The organism is Pseudomonas shirazica (genome assembly GCF_015168335.1).
Taxonomy (GTDB): Bacteria; Pseudomonadota; Gammaproteobacteria; order Pseudomonadales; family Pseudomonadaceae; genus Aquipseudomonas; species Aquipseudomonas asiatica.
This window is the reverse complement of the sequence record NZ_CP063456.1, coordinates 1,678,548-1,696,809: the sequence shown is the minus strand read 5'-3', so window position 1 is coordinate 1,696,809 and position 18,262 is coordinate 1,678,548. Positions and strand designations below refer to the sequence as shown.

17 protein-coding genes, 1 tRNA gene and 5 pseudogenes are annotated in these 18,262 nt (G+C 51.6%); 6 read left to right on the top strand and 17 right to left on the bottom strand.

The window, feature by feature from the left end; genetic code table 11:
• Positions 1 to 16: 16 nt before the first annotated feature.
• From folE to IMX18_RS07775, 5 genes and pseudogenes are all read right to left on the bottom strand, one after another.
• On the bottom strand, positions 17 to 577 hold the full coding sequence (folE, locus tag IMX18_RS07790) for a GTP cyclohydrolase I FolE (RefSeq protein ID WP_028614330.1): 561 nt from the start codon (positions 575 to 577) through the stop codon (positions 17 to 19).
• Positions 562 to 975, bottom strand: coding sequence for a thiol-disulfide oxidoreductase DCC family protein (locus IMX18_RS07785; RefSeq protein WP_207852488.1), 414 nt, complete (start codon positions 973 to 975; stop codon positions 562 to 564). The genes folE and IMX18_RS07785 overlap by 16 nt, the downstream gene beginning before the upstream one ends.
• Before the next feature lie 405 nt (positions 976 to 1,380).
• A pseudogene (locus IMX18_RS28415) lies at positions 1,381 to 1,818 on the bottom strand (methyl-accepting chemotaxis protein); the annotation flags it as partial.
• A gap of 147 nt (positions 1,819 to 1,965) precedes the next feature.
• Positions 1,966 to 2,604: pseudogene (locus IMX18_RS28410) on the bottom strand (PAS domain-containing protein); the annotation flags it as partial.
• An 877-nt stretch (positions 2,605 to 3,481) separates the two neighbouring features.
• Positions 3,482 to 3,924 (bottom strand): annotated as a pseudogene (locus IMX18_RS07775) (LLM class flavin-dependent oxidoreductase); the annotation flags it as partial.
• Positions 3,925 to 4,243: 319 nt separating this feature from the next.
• On the opposite strand from IMX18_RS07775, the gene IMX18_RS07770 reads away from it, so the two are divergent.
• Positions 4,244 to 4,753 carry a response regulator gene (locus IMX18_RS07770; RefSeq protein WP_217191306.1) on the top strand — a complete coding sequence of 170 codons (510 nt, stop codon included), beginning with the start codon at positions 4,244 to 4,246 and terminating at the stop codon, positions 4,751 to 4,753.
• Between the two features lie 32 nt (positions 4,754 to 4,785).
• Here the strand turns inward: IMX18_RS07770 and IMX18_RS28405 are convergent, their stop codons facing one another.
• From IMX18_RS28405 to IMX18_RS07740, 7 genes and pseudogenes are all read right to left on the bottom strand, one after another.
• Complete coding sequence (locus IMX18_RS28405) at positions 4,786 to 5,490, bottom strand: methyl-accepting chemotaxis protein (RefSeq protein WP_425355285.1); 705 nt, start codon at positions 5,488 to 5,490, stop codon at positions 4,786 to 4,788.
• Between the two features lie 198 nt (positions 5,491 to 5,688).
• Positions 5,689 to 6,411 (bottom strand): annotated as a pseudogene (locus IMX18_RS28400) (MCP four helix bundle domain-containing protein); the annotation flags it as partial.
• A gap of 646 nt (positions 6,412 to 7,057) precedes the next feature.
• A complete protein-coding gene (locus tag IMX18_RS07760; RefSeq protein ID WP_217191304.1) occupies positions 7,058 to 7,423 on the bottom strand; it encodes a histone-like nucleoid-structuring protein, MvaT/MvaU family in 366 nt (121 codons plus the stop codon).
• A gap of 329 nt (positions 7,424 to 7,752) precedes the next feature.
• A complete protein-coding gene (locus IMX18_RS07755; protein ID WP_225903923.1) occupies positions 7,753 to 8,241 on the bottom strand; it encodes a hypothetical protein in 489 nt (162 codons plus the stop codon).
• 171 nt (positions 8,242 to 8,412) lie between these two features.
• Positions 8,413 to 8,796, bottom strand: a complete 384-nt coding sequence (locus tag IMX18_RS07750) for a hypothetical protein (protein WP_217191301.1) — start codon at positions 8,794 to 8,796, stop codon at positions 8,413 to 8,415.
• 2 nt (positions 8,797 to 8,798) lie between these two features.
• Entirely contained in the window at positions 8,799 to 9,266 is a 468-nt protein-coding gene (locus tag IMX18_RS07745; RefSeq protein ID WP_217191300.1) for a hypothetical protein, read from the bottom strand.
• A gap of 48 nt (positions 9,267 to 9,314) precedes the next feature.
• Positions 9,315 to 9,710, bottom strand: coding sequence for a DUF6957 family protein (locus IMX18_RS07740; RefSeq protein WP_217191299.1), 396 nt, complete (start codon positions 9,708 to 9,710; stop codon positions 9,315 to 9,317).
• Positions 9,711 to 9,839: 129 nt separating this feature from the next.
• Here IMX18_RS07740 and IMX18_RS07735 point away from each other — a divergent pair, with 129 nt between their 5' ends.
• Together IMX18_RS07735 and IMX18_RS28255 are read left to right on the top strand one after the other, a co-directional pair.
• Positions 9,840 to 10,301, top strand: coding sequence for a PI-PLC domain-containing protein (locus IMX18_RS07735; RefSeq protein ID WP_217191298.1), 462 nt, complete (start codon positions 9,840 to 9,842; stop codon positions 10,299 to 10,301).
• A 234-nt stretch (positions 10,302 to 10,535) separates the two neighbouring features.
• A pseudogene (locus IMX18_RS28255) lies at positions 10,536 to 10,796 on the top strand (DUF1264 domain-containing protein); the annotation flags it as partial.
• A 403-nt stretch (positions 10,797 to 11,199) separates the two neighbouring features.
• Here the strand turns inward: IMX18_RS28255 and IMX18_RS07730 are convergent.
• The 4 genes from IMX18_RS07730 to IMX18_RS07715 all read right to left on the bottom strand — a co-directional run bounded on the left by IMX18_RS07730 (position 11,200) and on the right by IMX18_RS07715 (position 15,400).
• Positions 11,200 to 12,219: a hypothetical protein gene (locus IMX18_RS07730; protein ID WP_217191297.1), complete on the bottom strand. Its 1,020-nt coding sequence runs from the start codon at positions 12,217 to 12,219 to the stop codon at positions 11,200 to 11,202.
• 13 nt (positions 12,220 to 12,232) lie between these two features.
• Positions 12,233 to 13,393 (bottom strand): relaxase/mobilization nuclease domain-containing protein, encoded by a 1,161-nt coding sequence (locus tag IMX18_RS07725; protein ID WP_217191296.1) that lies wholly within the window; start codon positions 13,391 to 13,393, stop codon positions 12,233 to 12,235.
• The gene (locus IMX18_RS07720) at positions 13,390 to 13,683 is read right to left on the bottom strand and encodes a plasmid mobilization protein (RefSeq protein ID WP_217191295.1); all 294 of its coding nucleotides are present in this window, start codon (positions 13,681 to 13,683) and stop codon (positions 13,390 to 13,392) included. The genes IMX18_RS07725 and IMX18_RS07720 overlap by 4 nt, the downstream gene beginning before the upstream one ends.
• Positions 13,684 to 14,017: 334 nt before the next feature.
• Positions 14,018 to 15,400 carry an integrase family protein gene (locus tag IMX18_RS07715; RefSeq protein WP_217191294.1) on the bottom strand — a complete coding sequence of 461 codons (1,383 nt, stop codon included), beginning with the start codon at positions 15,398 to 15,400 and terminating at the stop codon, positions 14,018 to 14,020.
• A 75-nt stretch (positions 15,401 to 15,475) separates the two neighbouring features.
• Here IMX18_RS07715 and IMX18_RS07710 point away from each other — a divergent pair.
• Positions 15,476 to 15,560 (top strand) — tRNA-Leu (locus IMX18_RS07710).
• Positions 15,561 to 16,060: 500 nt separating this feature from the next.
• Positions 16,061 to 16,474, top strand: coding sequence for a DoxX family protein (locus tag IMX18_RS07705; protein ID WP_015270882.1), 414 nt, complete (start codon positions 16,061 to 16,063; stop codon positions 16,472 to 16,474).
• A 1-nt stretch (position 16,475) separates the two neighbouring features.
• On the opposite strand, the gene IMX18_RS07700 is transcribed toward IMX18_RS07705, so the two are convergent.
• Positions 16,476 to 16,673: a hypothetical protein gene (locus IMX18_RS07700; RefSeq protein WP_015270883.1), complete on the bottom strand. Its 198-nt coding sequence runs from the start codon at positions 16,671 to 16,673 to the stop codon at positions 16,476 to 16,478.
• A gap of 459 nt (positions 16,674 to 17,132) precedes the next feature.
• On the opposite strand from IMX18_RS07700, the gene adhP reads away from it, so the two are divergent.
• Positions 17,133 to 18,143 (top strand): alcohol dehydrogenase AdhP, encoded by a 1,011-nt coding sequence (gene adhP, locus IMX18_RS07695; RefSeq protein WP_217191293.1) that lies wholly within the window; start codon positions 17,133 to 17,135, stop codon positions 18,141 to 18,143.
• Positions 18,144 to 18,262 lie beyond the last annotated feature (119 nt).

Here is an 18,262-nt window from a genome sequence, read left to right as displayed (position 1 = left end):
CGGCTATTATCATATTTCAGGTATGTCGCCCAATGAGGTTAAGGAATTCGTGCCGGGTAGTCGGGGAGTCTCGGAACTCACCCAGCATTACCGATGAAATCATCACTGAGTTCTGCTTTTCTACACCTCGCATCATCATGCACATGTGCTTGGCCTCGATAACGACGCCAACACCTGCCGCATCAGTCACTTCCTGCATGGCACACGCAATCTGTCTAGTCAAATTCTCTTGAATCTGCAAACGGCGGGCAAACATATCGACTAAACGCGCCACTTTGGAAAGCCCTAATACTCGTCCTGTTGGCAGATAGGCGACATGCGCTTTCCCAATAAACGGCAACATGTGATGCTCGCACAATGAGTACAACTCAATATCGCGAACGACCACCATCTCATCATTCTGACTTTCGAACAAAGCGCCATTGACTAGCTCAGCTAGGCTCTGGGTATAGCCATTGCATAGATATTGCATCGCTTTGGCAGCACGTTGGGGGGTATCCAAGAGCCCTTCTCGCTGCGGGTTTTCACCAACGCCAACAAGGATTTCACGATAATGCTCGGCTAGCGAATGTGACATTTGGATTCCTCACCTTTGCAACGTTGCCTACCCTCGGGATGGGGTAACCAGGCCAAACTTGGCCTCAAACGACAGAACAACCTGTACAGAACTGAAAGCAAAGGACGTAGCGGACGCCAAGCCAGTGGAGCGGCCCACATCCCAACACCGGCAGCACGCCAGCTCCAAAGGGTAGCGTCCAAGCCTGTTACCCAATGATCGTTCGCGAACCTTGCGTGCAAGCACGATCTCATTTGCTCAATCGACAGGCCAAGAGCTATGGGATCGAAGTCATCGCCATCGATATCGATCAGGATGAGCTTTGCTGCAGTTGAACGCCTGCGCAGGAAGGCCACCTCCCTGGCGCACAATGGGCAGGCACCGTCAAAATAAAGGGTCAAAGGCCACTGGCAATACATGTACAACACCTCAATCTTGTACAGGTTTTGTATAAGTTAGCGGAACCCGCGAAATTAGCAATGGCTTCGATGAGAGATCACCTCGGAAGCGCCCATCCGCCTGACGCTGGCGGGGTCTGCGCCGTTTACAGATTGCGGTAGGCGGCTGGAGTCATCAGATGTCAGTCGAGATCGGAACGTGCTGGTTTACACCAGGGTGCGATAGTTGCATCGCTTTTGAGACGTTGCGAAAGCCAGCTAGGGGAAACGAAGATTGGAGGAATCGTCTAGAAACGGAGTGATAGAGGAATACACCTTAGGCAGCCACATGACTGCCCAAAGCAAAGACACTACAAAGGGCGTGCCTTTTGCGTTGGCCAGTCCGTGACTGAAGCACATCGGTAGTGACCGTCAATTGACGCGCGTCTACTTCACCTCGCTAGCGAAGCGCCCAACAGCTTCTACAACCTGCTTTGCTCCATTCTGAATCTCAAGGATAACCGTACCCGCCTCGTTGGCGAGTACCAAGCCCTCCTCAGCTTTCGCACGACTGCTGAACATCTGGGCGACGGCCTTATCAGCAAGCTCCTGGTTTTGCTGAACGACGCTCACAATCTCTTCGGTCGCCGAGCTGGTGTGGCCTGCGAGCTTTCGGACTTCATCGGCAACCACAGCGAAGCCCCGCCCCTGCTCTCCGGCACGTGCCGCTTCAATCGCCGCATTCAAGGCAAGAAGGTTGGTCTGCGACGCAATACCGCCAATGGTTTGAACGATTGAGCTGATCAACGCAGATTGCTTTCCGAGCGCCTCGATGCTGTCGGTTGCGAGCTTCATTTGCTCAGCAATACTTCGCATCGTGTCTACCGTTCGCGTTACCACGACAGCGCCGTGCTCGGCACTCGAGTCCGTTCGTTGCGAGACATCAAAAGCAACGCCGGCGGCATCTTTAACTTCTTGTTCTCTAGCTACCTGCTCGGTAACCACACTCGCAAATTTCACGACCTTAGCTAGGTTGCCCTCGGTGTCATGCACAGGGTTGTAGGTTGCCTCCAGCCAAATATCGTTGCCATGCCCGTCGACTCGCTTGAAGCGATTCGCGACGTACTCACCACGGTTGAGTGTCTTCCAGAAATTTACGTACTCATCGGATGCCGCTTCTTGCGCGGAACAGAACATGCGATGGTGTTTGCCTACTATCTGGCCCAGTGAGTAGCCCATGGCATCGAGGAACTGTTTGTTCGCCGTGATGACGGTGCCATCCAATTTAAATTCAATGACAGCTGTTGACCTAACCAGCGCTTCAATCAGAGCCTGGTTCTCCTTGGCCTCCTCAACGGTACGAGTAATCTCACTGCCGTAGCCCTGGACATGAGCCAAGCTCCCGTCTTGATTTCGAACAGGAAGCCAGTAGATTTTCAACCATGCCAGAGTACCGTCAGCCCGCAGGTAGCGATATTCGTCATTGACGGGTTCGAATCGCGCCACAGCTTGGTTGAAGGCGTGGAAGCAAGGGAGATTTTTGACGTAAGGCGGAACGATCTCCGAAAGCGGACGGCCATGCAGACTGTCGCTCGAGTACCCCAGGGTTTCTAAGAAAATTCGATTGACTGCACAGATCCGGAACTGAGCATCAAGTCTTATGGAAAGCATCCCTCTGTCCATTTGCTCGACCTGCTGACGTAGCAGATGTAGCTCCGCACTCTGCTCCTGCAGCGTTTTTTTGAGTTTGCGGTTGAACAATTTTAGGCTCCACACGTGCTGAATCAGCAATTATCGACACAGGCCAATTTTTCTTGAGCGGCCAGTCAGTTTTTGATCGGGTTGGGAGGGTGGTGCGCAGACAGCTCTGTGATTTCCAGGCTCTGACACAAGAGAGCCTCTAGAGGCGCAGTTGCCCTCACCGGGAGGAGGACTGATGTGAAGTGGAACCGCCGAAAATCGAAGATCTCGCTGCGATTGCAGATCAGGAAGGCAACGAAGGCTGAGTATTTTGGCTCAAGAAAATGGCCCAGGTTTCATATGAGTGTTGATGCCATCGGACAGCATCGTCCCAGAGGACACCGTTGATTTCGCCCCGAGAAATTAGGTGCCTGAGCCTGGAATTTGAAGCATCCAATTCGAGGAGATGCCTATGAGCGGTGTACCGAAAATCGTCGTTGCTTAGCATTGGACTGATGTCCTGAAGGGCTGGCTCGAGGATACGTGCCGATGTCCCTGTGCATCATTATGACATCAAAGCAAATGGGTAGTTCTGATCTCATCGCACATCTTACGCTCCCTGCCGTGAAAGCAGCCGGCGAAGGCTATCTCAGGACGGATACCGAGCTATCCAGGAGACTTTTACCCAGAAGCGGCTGGTCGAGTAACCACTCAGGCTCCTTGATTAGCTGTTCGCTGGGCCATCGCAACACACGATGACAGAGCCTGTGTCATAGATTCCCCTAGCCCCGAGTCGAACGCCTCCTCAGTAGGCCACACCGGTAGTGACCATCCCGAGGCTTGGCTATCCGATCATAGGATTTTCATATCAACGATCCCGAAAACAAGCCCCATAGGCGGATGGCGGTAGCCCCGACTAGAGCCGTCAGTCCTCAGCCGAGATCGAAAAGTGCCGGTTTGCGGCTGAGTGCGATAGAGGCCTCGTTTTTGGAGCGCTGGCACGACCAGCTCGGCGAAATCCTCAAGCGTGCCAGGGCTTGTGAGCGGGTTAAGCATGTAGCCACTGGTGCCCGAGATGCGAGCATGCTCCTCGACTCGATCAGCAATTTGTTCGGGCGTACCTACCAAGATCAGATCAGTACCTCGTGTGACGTTGGCAAAGCGCTGCCTCACATCACCCGCTGTCAGCGGCTTACCGCTTCCATCAGGACGCATCATGTAGGAAGTCAGGCCTTCAGTGTGAGTTGAGAGCACATCGCTATCCGCATAGCGGCTAGGGTCGATGCCTGTGTCACCTGCATAACTGAATAAGCTTGTGCTATCGCGCTATAAAAGCCATAGCCGACCGGCTATCCAGATACGAACGGAATTGAACTCGCCAACTTGATCATATAGTCAGGAAAACTGAAGTCCAGGCTTTGCCATAACCCCGCAGCAGTTCTTGAAGCCACGCCAATCATCCAGGAGAATAGCGAGCACTTCCACCGATCAGTGCTGTATTGCCCCCTGATGATCAAGTGAATTTTTTGTACAGTTCACATGTCGTATGCGTGACGAGCTGTCCACGATACGTTGAAGCGGCAAGTGGATTCAGATTTTTGTAACCGTAGCTATATGTTCGAGTGCTAGTATGAAAGACTTTCTTCCAGTAGAGGAGATACACCGCCCTAACGTCCTCATTGTGGAGGACGAACCAACGCTTCGGGAGTTACTGACACTACTGATGGAAGATTGGGGTGCTGCGGTTACAGCCGTAAGCACTGCCGATGAAGCCCGTGAGCAGCTAAGAAAACCAGGCTGGCGCTTAGTGCTCACTGATGTGCAGACGCCCGGCTCGCTCACCGGAGTGGACATTGCCTGGATTACCAACGAGGAACACCATGATGCCAAAATTATTGTCATGAGTGGATACTACGAGTTTGAAATCAAGTCTCTACCTGATCTCGCTATATTTCTGCCAAAGCCCTGGCAGGTTACAAAGTTAGAAGAGTTAGTTTCGGCACACCTTGGCACCCCAAACAGAGCTTACAACTTGGAAAATCCCCCAAAGCAACACATGACAACGCACAAGAAAACAGAACCACAAACCATACTTACACCTGCACCCCTGCGCGAAATTATAAAAAAGCATCCCTGCTAAAATAAATCCAAAAACAAATATAGACCTAGAGCTTAAAGCCTGAAGTCCTGGACTACACGATTTAAGCCGACAGCAAGGCTGGACACTTCCCCGCTAGCACTCGCCGTCTGGCTCGCACCCGCTGCGGTTTGAGTAGACAAATCACGAATACTTGTGAGGTTTCGATCAATCTCTCGTGCCACCTGCGCCTGCTCTTCTGAAGCAGTCGCAATCAAAATATTACGTTCGTTGATCATAGTGATTGACTGGGATATTTCCTCTAGCGACTCACTAGCCAGCTGTGCTACAGAGGTAGATTCATCAGCCATTTTCTGACTTTCGACCATAGCCTTAACAGCCTGAAGCGAATCGTCCTGGATAGAGCCAATCATTTGCTCAATTTCTTGAGTGGATTGTTGAGTACGATGGGCCAGAGCCCTAACCTCATCTGCAACTACTGCAAAGCCTCTACCTTGCTCCCCAGCCCTTGCGGCCTCAATTGCGGCATTCAACGCCAGTAAGTTGGTTTGTTCAGCGATGGCTCTAATCACTTCGATGACTTTACTGATGTCTTGAGCTCGCGAAGAAAGCGTTTGGATCTGCTCACCCGTAGACTCAACATAGGAGGATAGCGCTTGTATAGCTCCTAAAGTTCTCTTAACATTTTCGAGCCCAGATTTGGTGAGTTGTTGAGCTCGCCCGGATGCATCAGCGGCTTCCGCAGCATTGACGGCCACTTCATCAACTGCGGCACTCATCTCATTGACAGCGGTGGCAGCTTGGTTGACTTCATCGTTTTGCTTGACCAACCCTCGACTACTTTCTTCAGTGACCGCCGCCATTTCTTCAGCAGCCGAAGCAAGTTGCGTTGAGCTATCGGAAATATGGGTCAATGTGTCTTTTAAGTTATTTTGCATTTGAGAGATAGCAGCCAGCATCGCAGCTGCCTCGTCTCGACCTGAAACCTTGAAAGTCTGCGATAGATCCTTATTCGCGATAACCTTGGCAATTGAAAGCGCTTCGTCCAGAGGCTGAGTCACACTTCGCACCAGCATGTAACCCAAAACAATTGTAAGCGTCACCACGGCCAAAAGCAGACCATAGATTGTGACTAATCCGCTATGATAGATTTCACCTGTTAACACCCCCGCTGCTTTTGCTCCTTGATCATTGTAATCCATCAAATCAGAAATTTGATCAACGAGACTATTGGTAAGGGGGCGGATAGTCGAACTAATCAACGCAGAAGCAGCCGCATTGTCACCAGAGAGGAGCATTGGCTCTAACTGGTTCAGGAAACCTTCATAACGATCAGCGCTCGCCCTGACCTTATCGTACAGTGACTGCTCTTCAGGACTCGCTACCACAGACTCATATTTTCTTATGAGGCTTGTGAATTCCCGCCGATAGTCCGGAAAAGTTTTCACTGTCTGATCACGAACTACAGGATCATTCGTAGTAGTTGCTCGAAGACTTTCCAACCTTAGCCTAAGAACGCTTGAGTTTATAAGCCCAGCTAGCCGAATGCTGGCCATCCAATTTGTTTCAACATCTTGCTCTGCTTGACGAAGCCTCTCCAACTTATTAGCAGAAAGTAGCCCCATCACAACAACCACAGCGACAATAATTGCAAAAATAAGCGCCGCACGCGGCCCTATTTTAATATCACGAAACTTCATATAAACCTCTGTCCTACACACCAGTTTATGCTTATCGGCTGAATCGTTTAACTCTTTAGGCTTAAGGAAAAAATTTTGAGATGAATAGTTCTCCTTCTCATCTTTGTAGCTGAGACTATCTATCCACGCATCTGAATGATCTTCTGGTCGGGGTACCAGGTAATCACCTCGCCGGCACAATAACGTCCTTTGGGGTCGTGGTCTCGAAATCTCCGTAATCACGCAGTGATTTCCAATGTGAACGATAGCCGCTTAACGCCTGGGTCAAAGCATGGGGGGTTGGGTATGGCCTAGCTATTTAGCGTGCCGTTGAATGAGCCGTAGATCCTAGTATTTAAACGCTTCCCGCAAGCTAGATAAGCTTAACGCCCTTACGCAATCTTTACTCACACCCAAAACGGCAAAAGGTTCGATGAGCAAGGTAGACGAAGAAGATTGGCTGTCCAGACGCTCGACCCGGTCGCGACCTACTTGAATTCCAGGCGAAAAAAACCGCCAACAGGGGCGGTTCATAAGGTACTGCTCGGGGTCTCCGGCTCTCCACGACGAGATTTAGGTTGTCGTTAAAGAGGTCTTTTCCTCAGAGAGGTTTTGTCGCCGGACACTTAGGCTGCGGATCGCAGCCATTCCGCTAAAGGTGCGGAGATTACTGACGCCACGACTCCACGGTCTCGGCGCCATGCTCGGCTTTCCAGGTTTTGAGGATGGCATGGTTGCCGCCCTTGGTCTGGATCACTTCGCCGTTGTGCGGGTTCTTGTAAGTCTTCACTTCACGTGGCTTACGAGTCGCTTTCGCCTGAGAAACTGGAGCCGCAGCACGACCGCGAGCTTGAGGGTCAAGAATGCTGATCACCTCGCGAAGGCTGAAACCGTACTCACCAAGCAGGGCACGAAGCTTGTTTTCAAACTCCATTTCAGCCTGGATAGCACCGTCGCTTTTCATTGCTTCCAACTCGGCCAACTGCTGGGCAAGTTGCAGCTCAAGACGACGAAATTCGGCAAGACGAGACATGTAGGCGTGTTCCCTAGGAGGCTAATGAACCTGCAAGATTACAGAATCAGCTGGCAAAAGTCTTCGCAATATCAGGTCATCCAAGCGCGGCAACTCGACGGCACAGTAGCGCGGCCCGCCCTTCAGAATCGGGGGCTGTAACGCTCTTCCTGGAATGTAACACCGTCAATGTTACATTCCAAAAACCACGTTACATCCTGGGAATCATGGTTTGCCTCCAAACCCGCAAGCGGAGCGCGCAGGCGTGAGGATGGAAGCCCGCAGGGCCAAGACCCGCTGCAGCGGGGCTTGGTTTACGACAGCCGGCCCCAGAGGGGCACGCCCAAGTATCAGCGATGCATCTTGCTGAACCTTTGAACGAGATTTGCAGGTGTAATGGACTGCCAAGTTGCAAGCGCACCTGCCTTACGGAATAGATTGATGCCTATGCCAACGAAACCAGCAAACACCAAACCAGCAATCGTAAGAGAATAATGGGTCAGATCTGATACGATCCGAGCAAAACCATTGTACGATCCACCACTTTTATCAAACAGGCCGATTACAAAAAACAACGCAATCCACGATAACAGAAACACAACACCCGCAATTACCGCACCGTTCACCCAAATGCCTAACTGGCTTGTGTACTTCAAGCTAGGCTGCTCTAGGACTTTCCCGTCTTCGGCCTTAACAGCCATTACAAATCCTGTATTTTTTTGCTTATTTCTAGACTTCTGAACAAGTCCATAAAACTCATACCGACTACCGTTTTCCAACTCTTCATAAATCCGAGTCGGCACTCTGAAATTGGGAATTAGAACGTCATCTATTTTCATGATGACTTGCACATTATCTGAGAAGCTCTCAAAAACTCGTATGTCTTGTAGACACCCTGAAAATTTCAAATATTCAAACTTTATAAACACTTGCAGCTCCTTGCTCAATTCCTGAATGACAGGCAGGGGAAAGCCTTGAGCACACCTCGGCGTGCTCAGGCTCGATCTAAATCAGTGCAGCTGTAAATTGGGGAAACGGTTTCCAACCAGGCAGCAAAAATCCCTCAGGCTCCGGCGCCCACCATCACGGCGAAAAGTGGCCACGACGTATTTCGAGTTCATGGTCGTGATCACCCAAAACTTACCTTCCTTTTTGATAGCCACGATGTCGGAGGTCTGGATCAAGTGCCCATCGGCGAATCGGCCATGAGGCCCTTGCCGCACATGCCCGAAGACGACGCCAACGGCACTGAGTCGATGAATGTGGACATTCACCAGAAACGCAGTGATCTCGCCGTCATACCCCTGGCCCACAGCCCGAGCGATCCGCAGCAGATCGAAATCGCTGTAGCGCTTCACGTGGTAGTCCACCTTCACCGTATTGACCTCTGACATCCCTAAGCCCTCCGAGGCTCTGAAGCATGGGCCTGAGCCATACCCCGTCGATACAGCTCTTTGACCCCGTTCAGCGAGTCGACACCGAGGCCCTGCTCATGTGTATCGATGTACACAGCACCACCCTCCACTTCCAGAACACAGACGGCCACACCAGCCTGGTTGTGTCCCATCGAGAGCGACGTGAGCTTCTCCATCTTCCAGCCACCATCTTTGTTCATCCAGGATGGGGTGACGGCCTGGACTTCCTGCACAACCAGACTCTCGTCCTGCGCTACCAGCAACTCAACGAGCCGGGCCTCATCGTTGAACATCTCCTCATAATTCCTGAATTGGCCTTCATGGAGACGCTGAACGCTCACGTGGTACCAGTGGGTAGCGAGAGCTCGGGAAACGCCGTGCCAATGCATCAGCCCGTCGCCAAACATGCCAGGGAGACCGGCCAGGTCAGCTTGGTGAGAACGAAACATATCTTGATCTCTGAAACAGTCGAGTCGTCACGAACAGAGCCGTGACACCTAGAAGATTGAGAAGATGCCTTGCAGGCTCGAGGACTTACGGTAACCAGGGCCCTTCAGCACATAGACCGTATTCCTGGTCTCGAAGAGGTAGCCATCACTGAAGGTTCTAGCGATTGTCGACCGCACCCAGTGACCAGGCTCGAAGCGCCGCTGTTCGTCATGTACGACCTTGTGGGCAAACAAGAAAATGGGCTGACATCCAGCCGCAGCTACTTTGCCCTGCTCATCATCCGTGAGAATGGCGTCCAGGATCACCCAATCCTCGACCACGCAAAGAGGCATCCGCTTGTAATGTTCTCGGGCAGCGAGGAGCAAATCTTCAAGGGGCAGTTCAGAGCCGACCAGGTCAACGCCTCCCTCCCCCAATAGCACGTGGCTGAGTGGGCCTTCCATCAAGCATATCCCCGCATTTCATTAACCATAAATTGCCGGCTAGGTCAGTGTACCGCCAAAGGAACAACTATAGACGTTTGTTTGGCGGCAGGCAAACGGGGCATACATCTTGGTTTTTGGGGATTCGTAATGTCGCTCCGCTACTCCTTCGCTGCTGTGCTTCAGTTGATGCGCCTGCGTAAAGGGATAACTCAGCCTGCCATGACCAAGCATGTGAATCAGCAGACAGTGAGTAAGTTGGAGCTGGCTAAGAGCTCCGTTTCCCTTGAAACCAGCTATAAGCTCGCTGCTGGGCTTGAGATTGAGGCCGTCACCCTCGTAGCCCTGACCATTGCTTCTTACGACCGTCGCACGGCTCGAGAAATTCTTCTTGCTTCGCTAGCTGAGATTGAGGGCCTGGATCTAGCTGACGCCTCTCTCCCCACCGAGCCAGAACGGCTGACTCCCATGAACATCTCAGGAGCAAGGGAAAAGCTGGAGGCAGTCCAAAAGCTAAAAGCAAAAGGACTCACTCAGATTGAGGCTGCAAGGCAGCTAGGGATGCCGGAGTCGACGTTGCGTCGGTTTTGGCATCATGTCTCGGACGACTGACTTCCAACGTCGTGCAGGGCTAGTCACTGTCCTTGTCGTCTGACACCGCATATTCACGTCCTTTTCACATGCGGTGTGGGAACGTTAGCTATCCCTACGTGTGATAGACCTTGCCCGACTAGCAGCGGGCTTTCTTTTGCCCACAATCCTCATCGACTCGAGCCACTCGTTCATTGGGCTGTCCGCTTCATTGGCCATGGCTGTCCTCAAAGGAAACAAGCTAGAGCCTTTCCCATGCGACAGCTATTCCAATCAATACCTCTTCCCCTCGCCTGCACTCTGCTGTGGCCTTGCTCCGCTCACGAAACGAAGTCTCCAGTAGAGACCCCAGGCCGACCAGAGTCGCCAAAAACCCGGTTGCTGGAGGCCGGTGCTGCGACCCTGCAATCCAAGCCGCGCATCGAGGACATCAACGGCCTATTTGGATGGCTTCCATTTCTACATCGGCCATCCGGAATGCAGATGGAAGCTCATCGTTACTGCTCCATCCTCAATCCGTTTCCATGACCAAGATGGCCCAGGTTTGACTGACTGAACGCGCTTTTTGCTTCGAAACATTTGGCTTCCCCGTCGAAGCTCAATGTAACAAATACGTTTCACCGTTAACCGACAACCAGGAAGAATTGCTTGGCATGGCTGGGCAGGTCAACGCGAAACGCACCTTGATGTTCATCATGCTTGGTTGATTGAGAATCTAAGTGGTGGCCGAGGGCGAATTCTTACCCAAGAAACTCAGAACGGCAAACCAGCTGAAGAGCTGGCTCGCACCAATCCAAACCCGATGATCAATGGCCATCAAGATTGGCTAGAAGAGCTAGTAACAAAAACCATAAATAGCTCAGCTTGAAAAGCTCTAGATTGAGAGCGATAACATTAAGTATCGCTCGCTCACTTAAAATCAGGTTACGACATAACCGACCGTTGTTTTTCGCAGCCTACCCTCAGCAACTGCGGCCTTAAAAACAACCCCAGCTCTAACATTTCCGATCCTGTTATTTTTTGCGAACTCTTTCAACGGAACCGGCGTACCAGTTTCCATGATGCTCAAATCTTTTAGCAGAGAAACCAAAAACTCATCATTAGTCAACGGTACAGTTTCTACAGTTTTTTGCGTTTCTCGGAGGTCGTCCGACTGCGGAAAGGCTGGCGTCTCCAGAGAGTGCTCTGGCTGTGAACTTTGCATAAATTGATCTGGTGAGAAATTATAAGAAACTTTGGATTTCGACAGATCACGAAGAGAAATCAAAATCAGAGCAGGCACGATTTCCAGAGCCAGGGAGAAACCCAAGCATAGCAACGTAGAAAACTCAGGACTAATAGATGATGCTTTGCCATTCACAGATTGGATTCGCGCAATTTCTGATGAGTCCTGATTCATTCTCTCAATAGCACTATCTCGCTCCCTGGAAATTCGAGCATGGGAAGACTGTTCGTAGGACAGCGCTTTGGAAACAACCCCAGTAGACCTGAGCCCAGCGGCTTGTTTGCGGACACTTTCGGCTTCTGAGTCTAAGCGAGTGATGAGTGCTGTATCACTTGCCACACGACTCTCCAAAAAACTAGCTCGTTGTTCAGACAACGCCTTAACTTGACTCTGGCTATCCAGAATCGATGACATCAGACGGTCATATGTAGCCCAACCACTAACCACGCTCAAGATGACTGCTGAGATCGCGATTCCGCCAATCGTCAAGATGCTGCGGAGTTTTGGAATAACTGACCACGCTAGGCACTTAAACAAGTCAAGCAACACAGCAGCGAACGCAAACAACAGTGCAAAACCTTTATTCTCAACTAGCGCATACACCCCAATACTTACCGACACAGCCGTGACACAAGCAAGCAATGATGCTACACAACAAAGCAATACATTCAATCTCATGAAACCGGCCACATCAAAATCTAAGTTCATCTTCATATACAGCTCGACCTTATAAGTGAGGCGAAAAACTCGACATGAGCCCTTCATAATATTGCTTGTCACGCCCAGGGTAATACTCAACGAAATAGCTAGCAGGCTGCATCAACCTCGCCCTAAAACCCTCACCAAAGAACAAATTAAGCAGCCGAAGCATATCCTCAATCAGCTTGAAGATTTCAACTTGCTTAGCGGTGTATCTAATGTATAGCCTTTTACCTCGCCTTCTACTTGCGAACTCGTAGTAGTAGAATCGAGCTCTTTCTTGCTTCTCTCTATCTCTTTTAGCAATCTCAATCTGAAGTTCGTGAATTCTTTCTGGATCATAGTGAATTCCCTCTTGAATCGTTAGCTTGTGCCACGTCAGCCTTGAACGTTTTAGTTTTCTGCCACTTATATTTTTGCCGTCAAACTCGAAAGAGATGCCTTTAGGTTGGCCTTCTTCGTCTAGAGTCAGGTTGATGAATACCTTTTGCTTTCTGAGTGCCCGGACGAAGTCGAACATGTCGCCATTGGTAGCCTGGGTACGTTCGATTGCTCCGGCGATTTTCGCGATCATCTTATGCTTCAGTGGTAGATCATCGTCGCGGATTGATGCCTGCAGTTCGGCATGGGTAATCGATACGCCCCATGTGTCTTTGGGTTTCGGCGCCTTATGCAGGCCAAGGCGGTCTTCGATCCGAGAAACGGAGTCAAGACTCACGCTTCGCTCGTTGCTATCTTTGACCATTCCGAAGTCGTTGTTGAGGCGGATGCGGTTTACGACGATGTGGACGTGCTGGTGATCTTTGTCTTGATGCATTACAGCTACGTACTGGGTTGTCTCGTCAAACCCCAGATCTGCTAGGTACGTCTGGACAGCTGTGCGCCACTGAGCAACTGTCAGCGACTCTCCAGGGCGTAGGGATAGCATTGCGTGAAAGACAGGCTTTATGGGCTTTTCTGAGTCTATGGACAGGCGTCTGAGGGCCTCTACTTGGTCGAATTCCTTGATCATCTCGGACAGGTCTGACTCATCCCCCTGCAGCACAGCAGGCAGAGGGTCTTTGCTCATTGTGTTAAAGCTTATCGTTCGGATGCCGGAGATTTCATGGTCGTGCTTTGTGCAGCCGAAGATGTACCTGATACGGCCTTTGAACGAGCCGGCGCTTTTTGGGAAGATCTTGCCGATCATTGCACACCCTCAAGGTTTACCTGGGCTATGTACTTCACCTTTTCCCGAAGTTCGCTGCCTGGGCGGTCGGAGTTGATCATGGATGCAAGGTTCATCAGCTCGCGGGCGATCTGTACAACATCTTGGGTGACTTTGGGCTTAACCTGACCATTGGCAACAAAGTCTCTTATAAACGCGCTTGCGGACTTGTAGCCAGCTTCAGTCATCTTGGCTTCAAGGATCTGTAACTCTGACCTTGTGAGTCTAATCGTGACCCTTAAGTCTTTGTTTTGCTTAACTTGGTTTTTCATCTGGCTCACCTTTATTGTTTTTATATGAGCTTTGCTCTAACGCAACACCCGAAGGGATGTGAGTAGCCTTAATTGTCTGCCACAGACACAACTGGCTAAAAGAAGCTCTAGACTTATTGTGCAATTGGAGATTTTGGTGTCTCAACAATTAATCCTAGAAAGCTTCATGTATAACCAAACCTTCGCAAGGTGTGAATGCGAAATCGCAGTGCAAGAGTGCAAAACCGCAAGAGCACAAAGCGGAATAACAGCAACCAAGTGCGAAATCACAAGACAATACTGCGACGTCGCAAGCAACTATTGCGATTTCGCTTACAGGTAGTGCGAACCGGTGCTAGAGCGATACTGACTTTGCGTCAAGTATTTTAGTTTCGAGTGGTCTCAAGGTTTGCAGAAGGCCGCGACAAACGTATTCTTTATCAACTTTGGCGTTGGAATAAATCTCATCTTCGACCCTACTTGTAGCTCGCCGAATCTCTGAGAGATATGCAGTTTTATAGCCGTCGGTAACGTCCACGGACTGCCCCTTACCATCATGATTGCAGAGGACTTTGATATAAAACGCTCCAACCTCAGCACGCTCAGCAATAGAAATGAAACTGGCACGAAGAATTTTCCGTGGGAGATGCTTCCTATCGATAAGACTTTTAGAAACTTTAGACAAAAAATCCCTGACATTCGACTCACTAATCTTAGGCTGGTCGACTCCAGCAAATACGTAATCACCGCTAGCTTGCCTCATCGCATATAGCAATTGACAATACGCAGAGTCATTAAGTACCAAGTGGAATTCCTCGGAGTTTTTTAGCGCATCAGATTCATCAGCTTTGTCGCGAGGAGGGAATACAATAGACCTGGTTTTATGGCAAACATAGTCCTTCCTAATCTTCTCGATTTCACCAGGGCGAACACCCGAAAAAAGCATAAAGAGAACAGCTGCTGATGCAGTTTTAAATGAGGTTGGGACTTCGCGCTGTGGCTGAGCATCACCAATCTCGATTGTATTTGAGATAACAGCTCCAAGCTCGTTTGGATTTACACGAATCTTGTCACGCTTGTTGTCATGCCAATTGCCAAGAGCAGTCATGATATCCACTGGATTGTAAGTGTAAATACGCGCCCCTGTTTCATCCTTATAAAAAACGATTGCATATGAGAAAACTGCGCCCAATAACGAAACCGCCTTATTAGCCGAACGGTTGCGCGGCGGACTCATTTTCCCACTGACCCTCATAACCGGGGCAGTTGTTTTAGCATGTAATTCAAGGACAACGTCATTCGTCACAGCGATCAACGCTAGATCACCATACATGTGTCTGATGTAGTTATCGTAGGTTTTCGTATAATCGCCAATTGTGCTTTTAGCAAGCTTAGCCTTATTAGCAATCATTGATTCAAACGCCTGATTAACGGTAATGCTTTCTCTCAGACTTTTTTTATGCTCCTCAATCAAAATCACATCGAGGTTAGCGTAGGTCTTTTCCGCAACCTCCCTGATAACTGGAAGTTTCGTCGACTTGTAGTCGAAGACGTCAATCTTGCGCCGCTGATCTTTGCCATTAACCTTTCGGATGACATAAAACGTTTTCCCACCGGCTTTAGTGACGCGTACAGCTAGGCCCTTTGTATGAGTGTCATACACATAAATCTCAGACTTACCCTCCGGGCAAACCAGGTCTCTAAGCGCATCCTTAGTAAAATTGATCTTCAATGCCACGCCCACACTCCTTCCCAGGGTCTAAACCGTTGATTTCCGCATGATTTTCGTGTCTAATCCCATGCTTCACATCGCGCCCCGATGGTGAAATTGGTAGACACATCGCACTTAAAATGCGCCGCCGAAAGGTGTGCCGGTTCGAGTCCGGCTCGGGGCACCACGAAACACCCCTTCCCTCGCAATACCAATCCGTCAGCGCCGCTTTCCCACTGATCTGTCTCTTGTGCCTAAGCTATGTGGGCCTTCACATGCCTTGAGGCTGCCTAAATAACGATCAATGCATCCGACTCGATAGCTTGGTAGCTCTTGGTAGCTGGCTTGGTAGCTGCGCCAGCAGCTCAACTCAGCTCCCAACAGCTCTGCTCAGCTCTCACAAGCCCTCGGCAGCGGTGCAATACTCGCCTCAAAGCCTTGAATCTCAAAGCTTTTAAGCTCAAGTAAGCCATGCTCAGCTCTCGTAAGCTCTCAACAGCTCTCGTAAGCGGAATGAGGGGCAGAATGACTTAAAATCTGTCGGCGTGAGCCTTGCGGGTTCGAGTCCCGCCACTCGCACCAAATTTCTTCGCAAAAGGCGCCCTCGCGGCGCCTTTTTGCTGCCCGCCTGCAAGGTGTTGCGCAGCTGCTAGAGTGGAGCTTGAACCCGTCCACTGGAACGCCGCCATGCGCTACTCCCTGTTCGATGGTCAACGCGACATCATTATCCTGATTGCCCGTGTGCTGCTGATGATCCTGTTCGTCTTGTCTGGCTGGGGCAAGCTGACCGGGTTCGAAGGCACGGTCGGCTACATGACTTCACTGGGCGCTCCTGCCCCCATGCTGGCAGCGGCAGTAGCCGTGCTCATGGAATTCGCCGTTGGCATCCTGCTGATCCTCGGATTCTACACCCGGCCGCTGGCCTTCCTGTTTGCGTTGTTCGTGCTGGGCACGGCGCTGCTGGGCCACCCGTTCTGGAACATGGTCGACCCTGAGCGCAGCGCCAACATGACCCAGTTCCTGAAAAACCTCAGCATCATGGGCGGCATGTTGTTACTGGCGGTAAGCGGCCCCGGGCGTTTTTCGGTGGACGGGCGCTGACTCAGTCGTCTTCGCAGTCGTCGAACCAGGCTGGGTGACCACGCTCTTCTTCATCAAGGTCATCCAGCGTTTCTTCGTCTTCCTCGATGTCATCCTCGACGCCTCGGGCATCGGCTTCTGCCTCAGTGTCGTCGTAGAGGAATTCGTGATCAAGCAGGTGATCATGTTCGGGTTCGTGCAGGTCATCTTCGTCGCGCATGCTGACTCCTGGGCTGGTGGCAGGCCTGTATAGGCGGATCGGCTGCACAGGTCAATGCATTACCGCTTAATGCTGGGTTAACCGGCCGGACCCAAGCTGCAGGCTCTCCCTTCAAACGTTGCTTGCCCGCCATACCCGGCGGGCTTTTTTATTGCTGCCACTCCCCCTGCGTCCAGTGCAGTGAAATCACATGGAACCCGGCCCATGCTGACCACACTCGAGCTGAGCCATGCATGACAAGTCCATCACCTGAGCTTCACAAAATGCTGACATCCCGCTGGGCACACTAACCCTGCTCCCTATGTTCTTACAGCCCGCCGCATCGTTGCCGCGGGCTTTTCTTTTTGTGGCATGCACAGTGCCTCTGACCATGACCTGAGGCAGTTTTACCGTATCGGCCCAGGGCTATGCTTAGCCGGCGATAAGCAAGCCCATTCGGAACAGGATACGGAGGCTCGTATGAAAGCTGCTGTTGTTGCACCAGGCCGTCGCGTGGAAGTGGTGGAGAAAACCCTGCGCCCCCTCGAGCACGGTGAAGCGCTGCTGAAGATGCAATGCTGCGGTGTGTGCCACACCGACCTGCATGTGAAAAATGGCGACTTCGGTGACAAGACCGGTGTGGTGCTAGGTCACGAAGGCATCGGCGTGGTCCAGGCAGTAGGGCCAGGCGTCACCTCGCTCAAACCGGGCGACCGCGCCAGCGTGGCCTGGTTGTACCAGGGCTGCGGGCATTGCGAGTATTGCAACAGCGGCAACGAAACCCTGTGCCGCGAAGTGAAGAACTCCGGCTACACCGTGGACGGCGGCATGGCCGAAGCCTGCATCGTCAAGGCCGACTACTCGGTCAAAGTGCCCGACGGGCTCGACTCCGCTGCCGCCAGCAGTATTACCTGCGCCGGCGTCACCACCTACAAGGCGGTGAAGATCTCCAACATCCGCCCCGGCCAATGGATCGCCATCTACGGCCTCGGCGGCCTGGGCAACCTTGCCCTGCAATATGCCAAGAACGTCTTCAACGCCAAAGTGATCGCCATCGACGTCAACGAAGAGCAACTGCGCTTCGCCAGCGAGATGGGCGCTGACCTGGTCATCAACTCACGCACCGAAGATGCCGCCAAGGTCATCCAGGCCAAGACCGGTGGCGCCCATGCCGCCGTGGTTACCGCCGTTGCCAAGGCTGCCTTCAACTCGGCCGTTGACGCCCTGCGTGCGGGTGGCCGCCTGGTTGCGGTCGGCCTGCCGTCGGAAGCCATGAACCTGAACATCCCTCGCCTGGTGCTGGACGGTATCGAAGTGATCGGCTCGCTGGTCGGTACCCGCCAGGACCTGCAGGAAGCTTTCCAGTTTGCGGCGGAAGGGAAAGTGGTGCCGAAGGTGACTCTGCGACCGATCGAGGATATCAACCAGATCTTCGATGAGATGCTGGAGGGCAAGATCAAAGGGCGGATGGTGATTCAGTTCGAGGGGTGATGACCCATGTGCGCTGGCTGTTGGTGCAGCGCACACTACCCTTAAATGGGCGCGCCTTAGGTCCTGGTTTCAGGTAAGCGCTATGCTTGATACACGATTTTATCCAAGTCGTGGTTTGT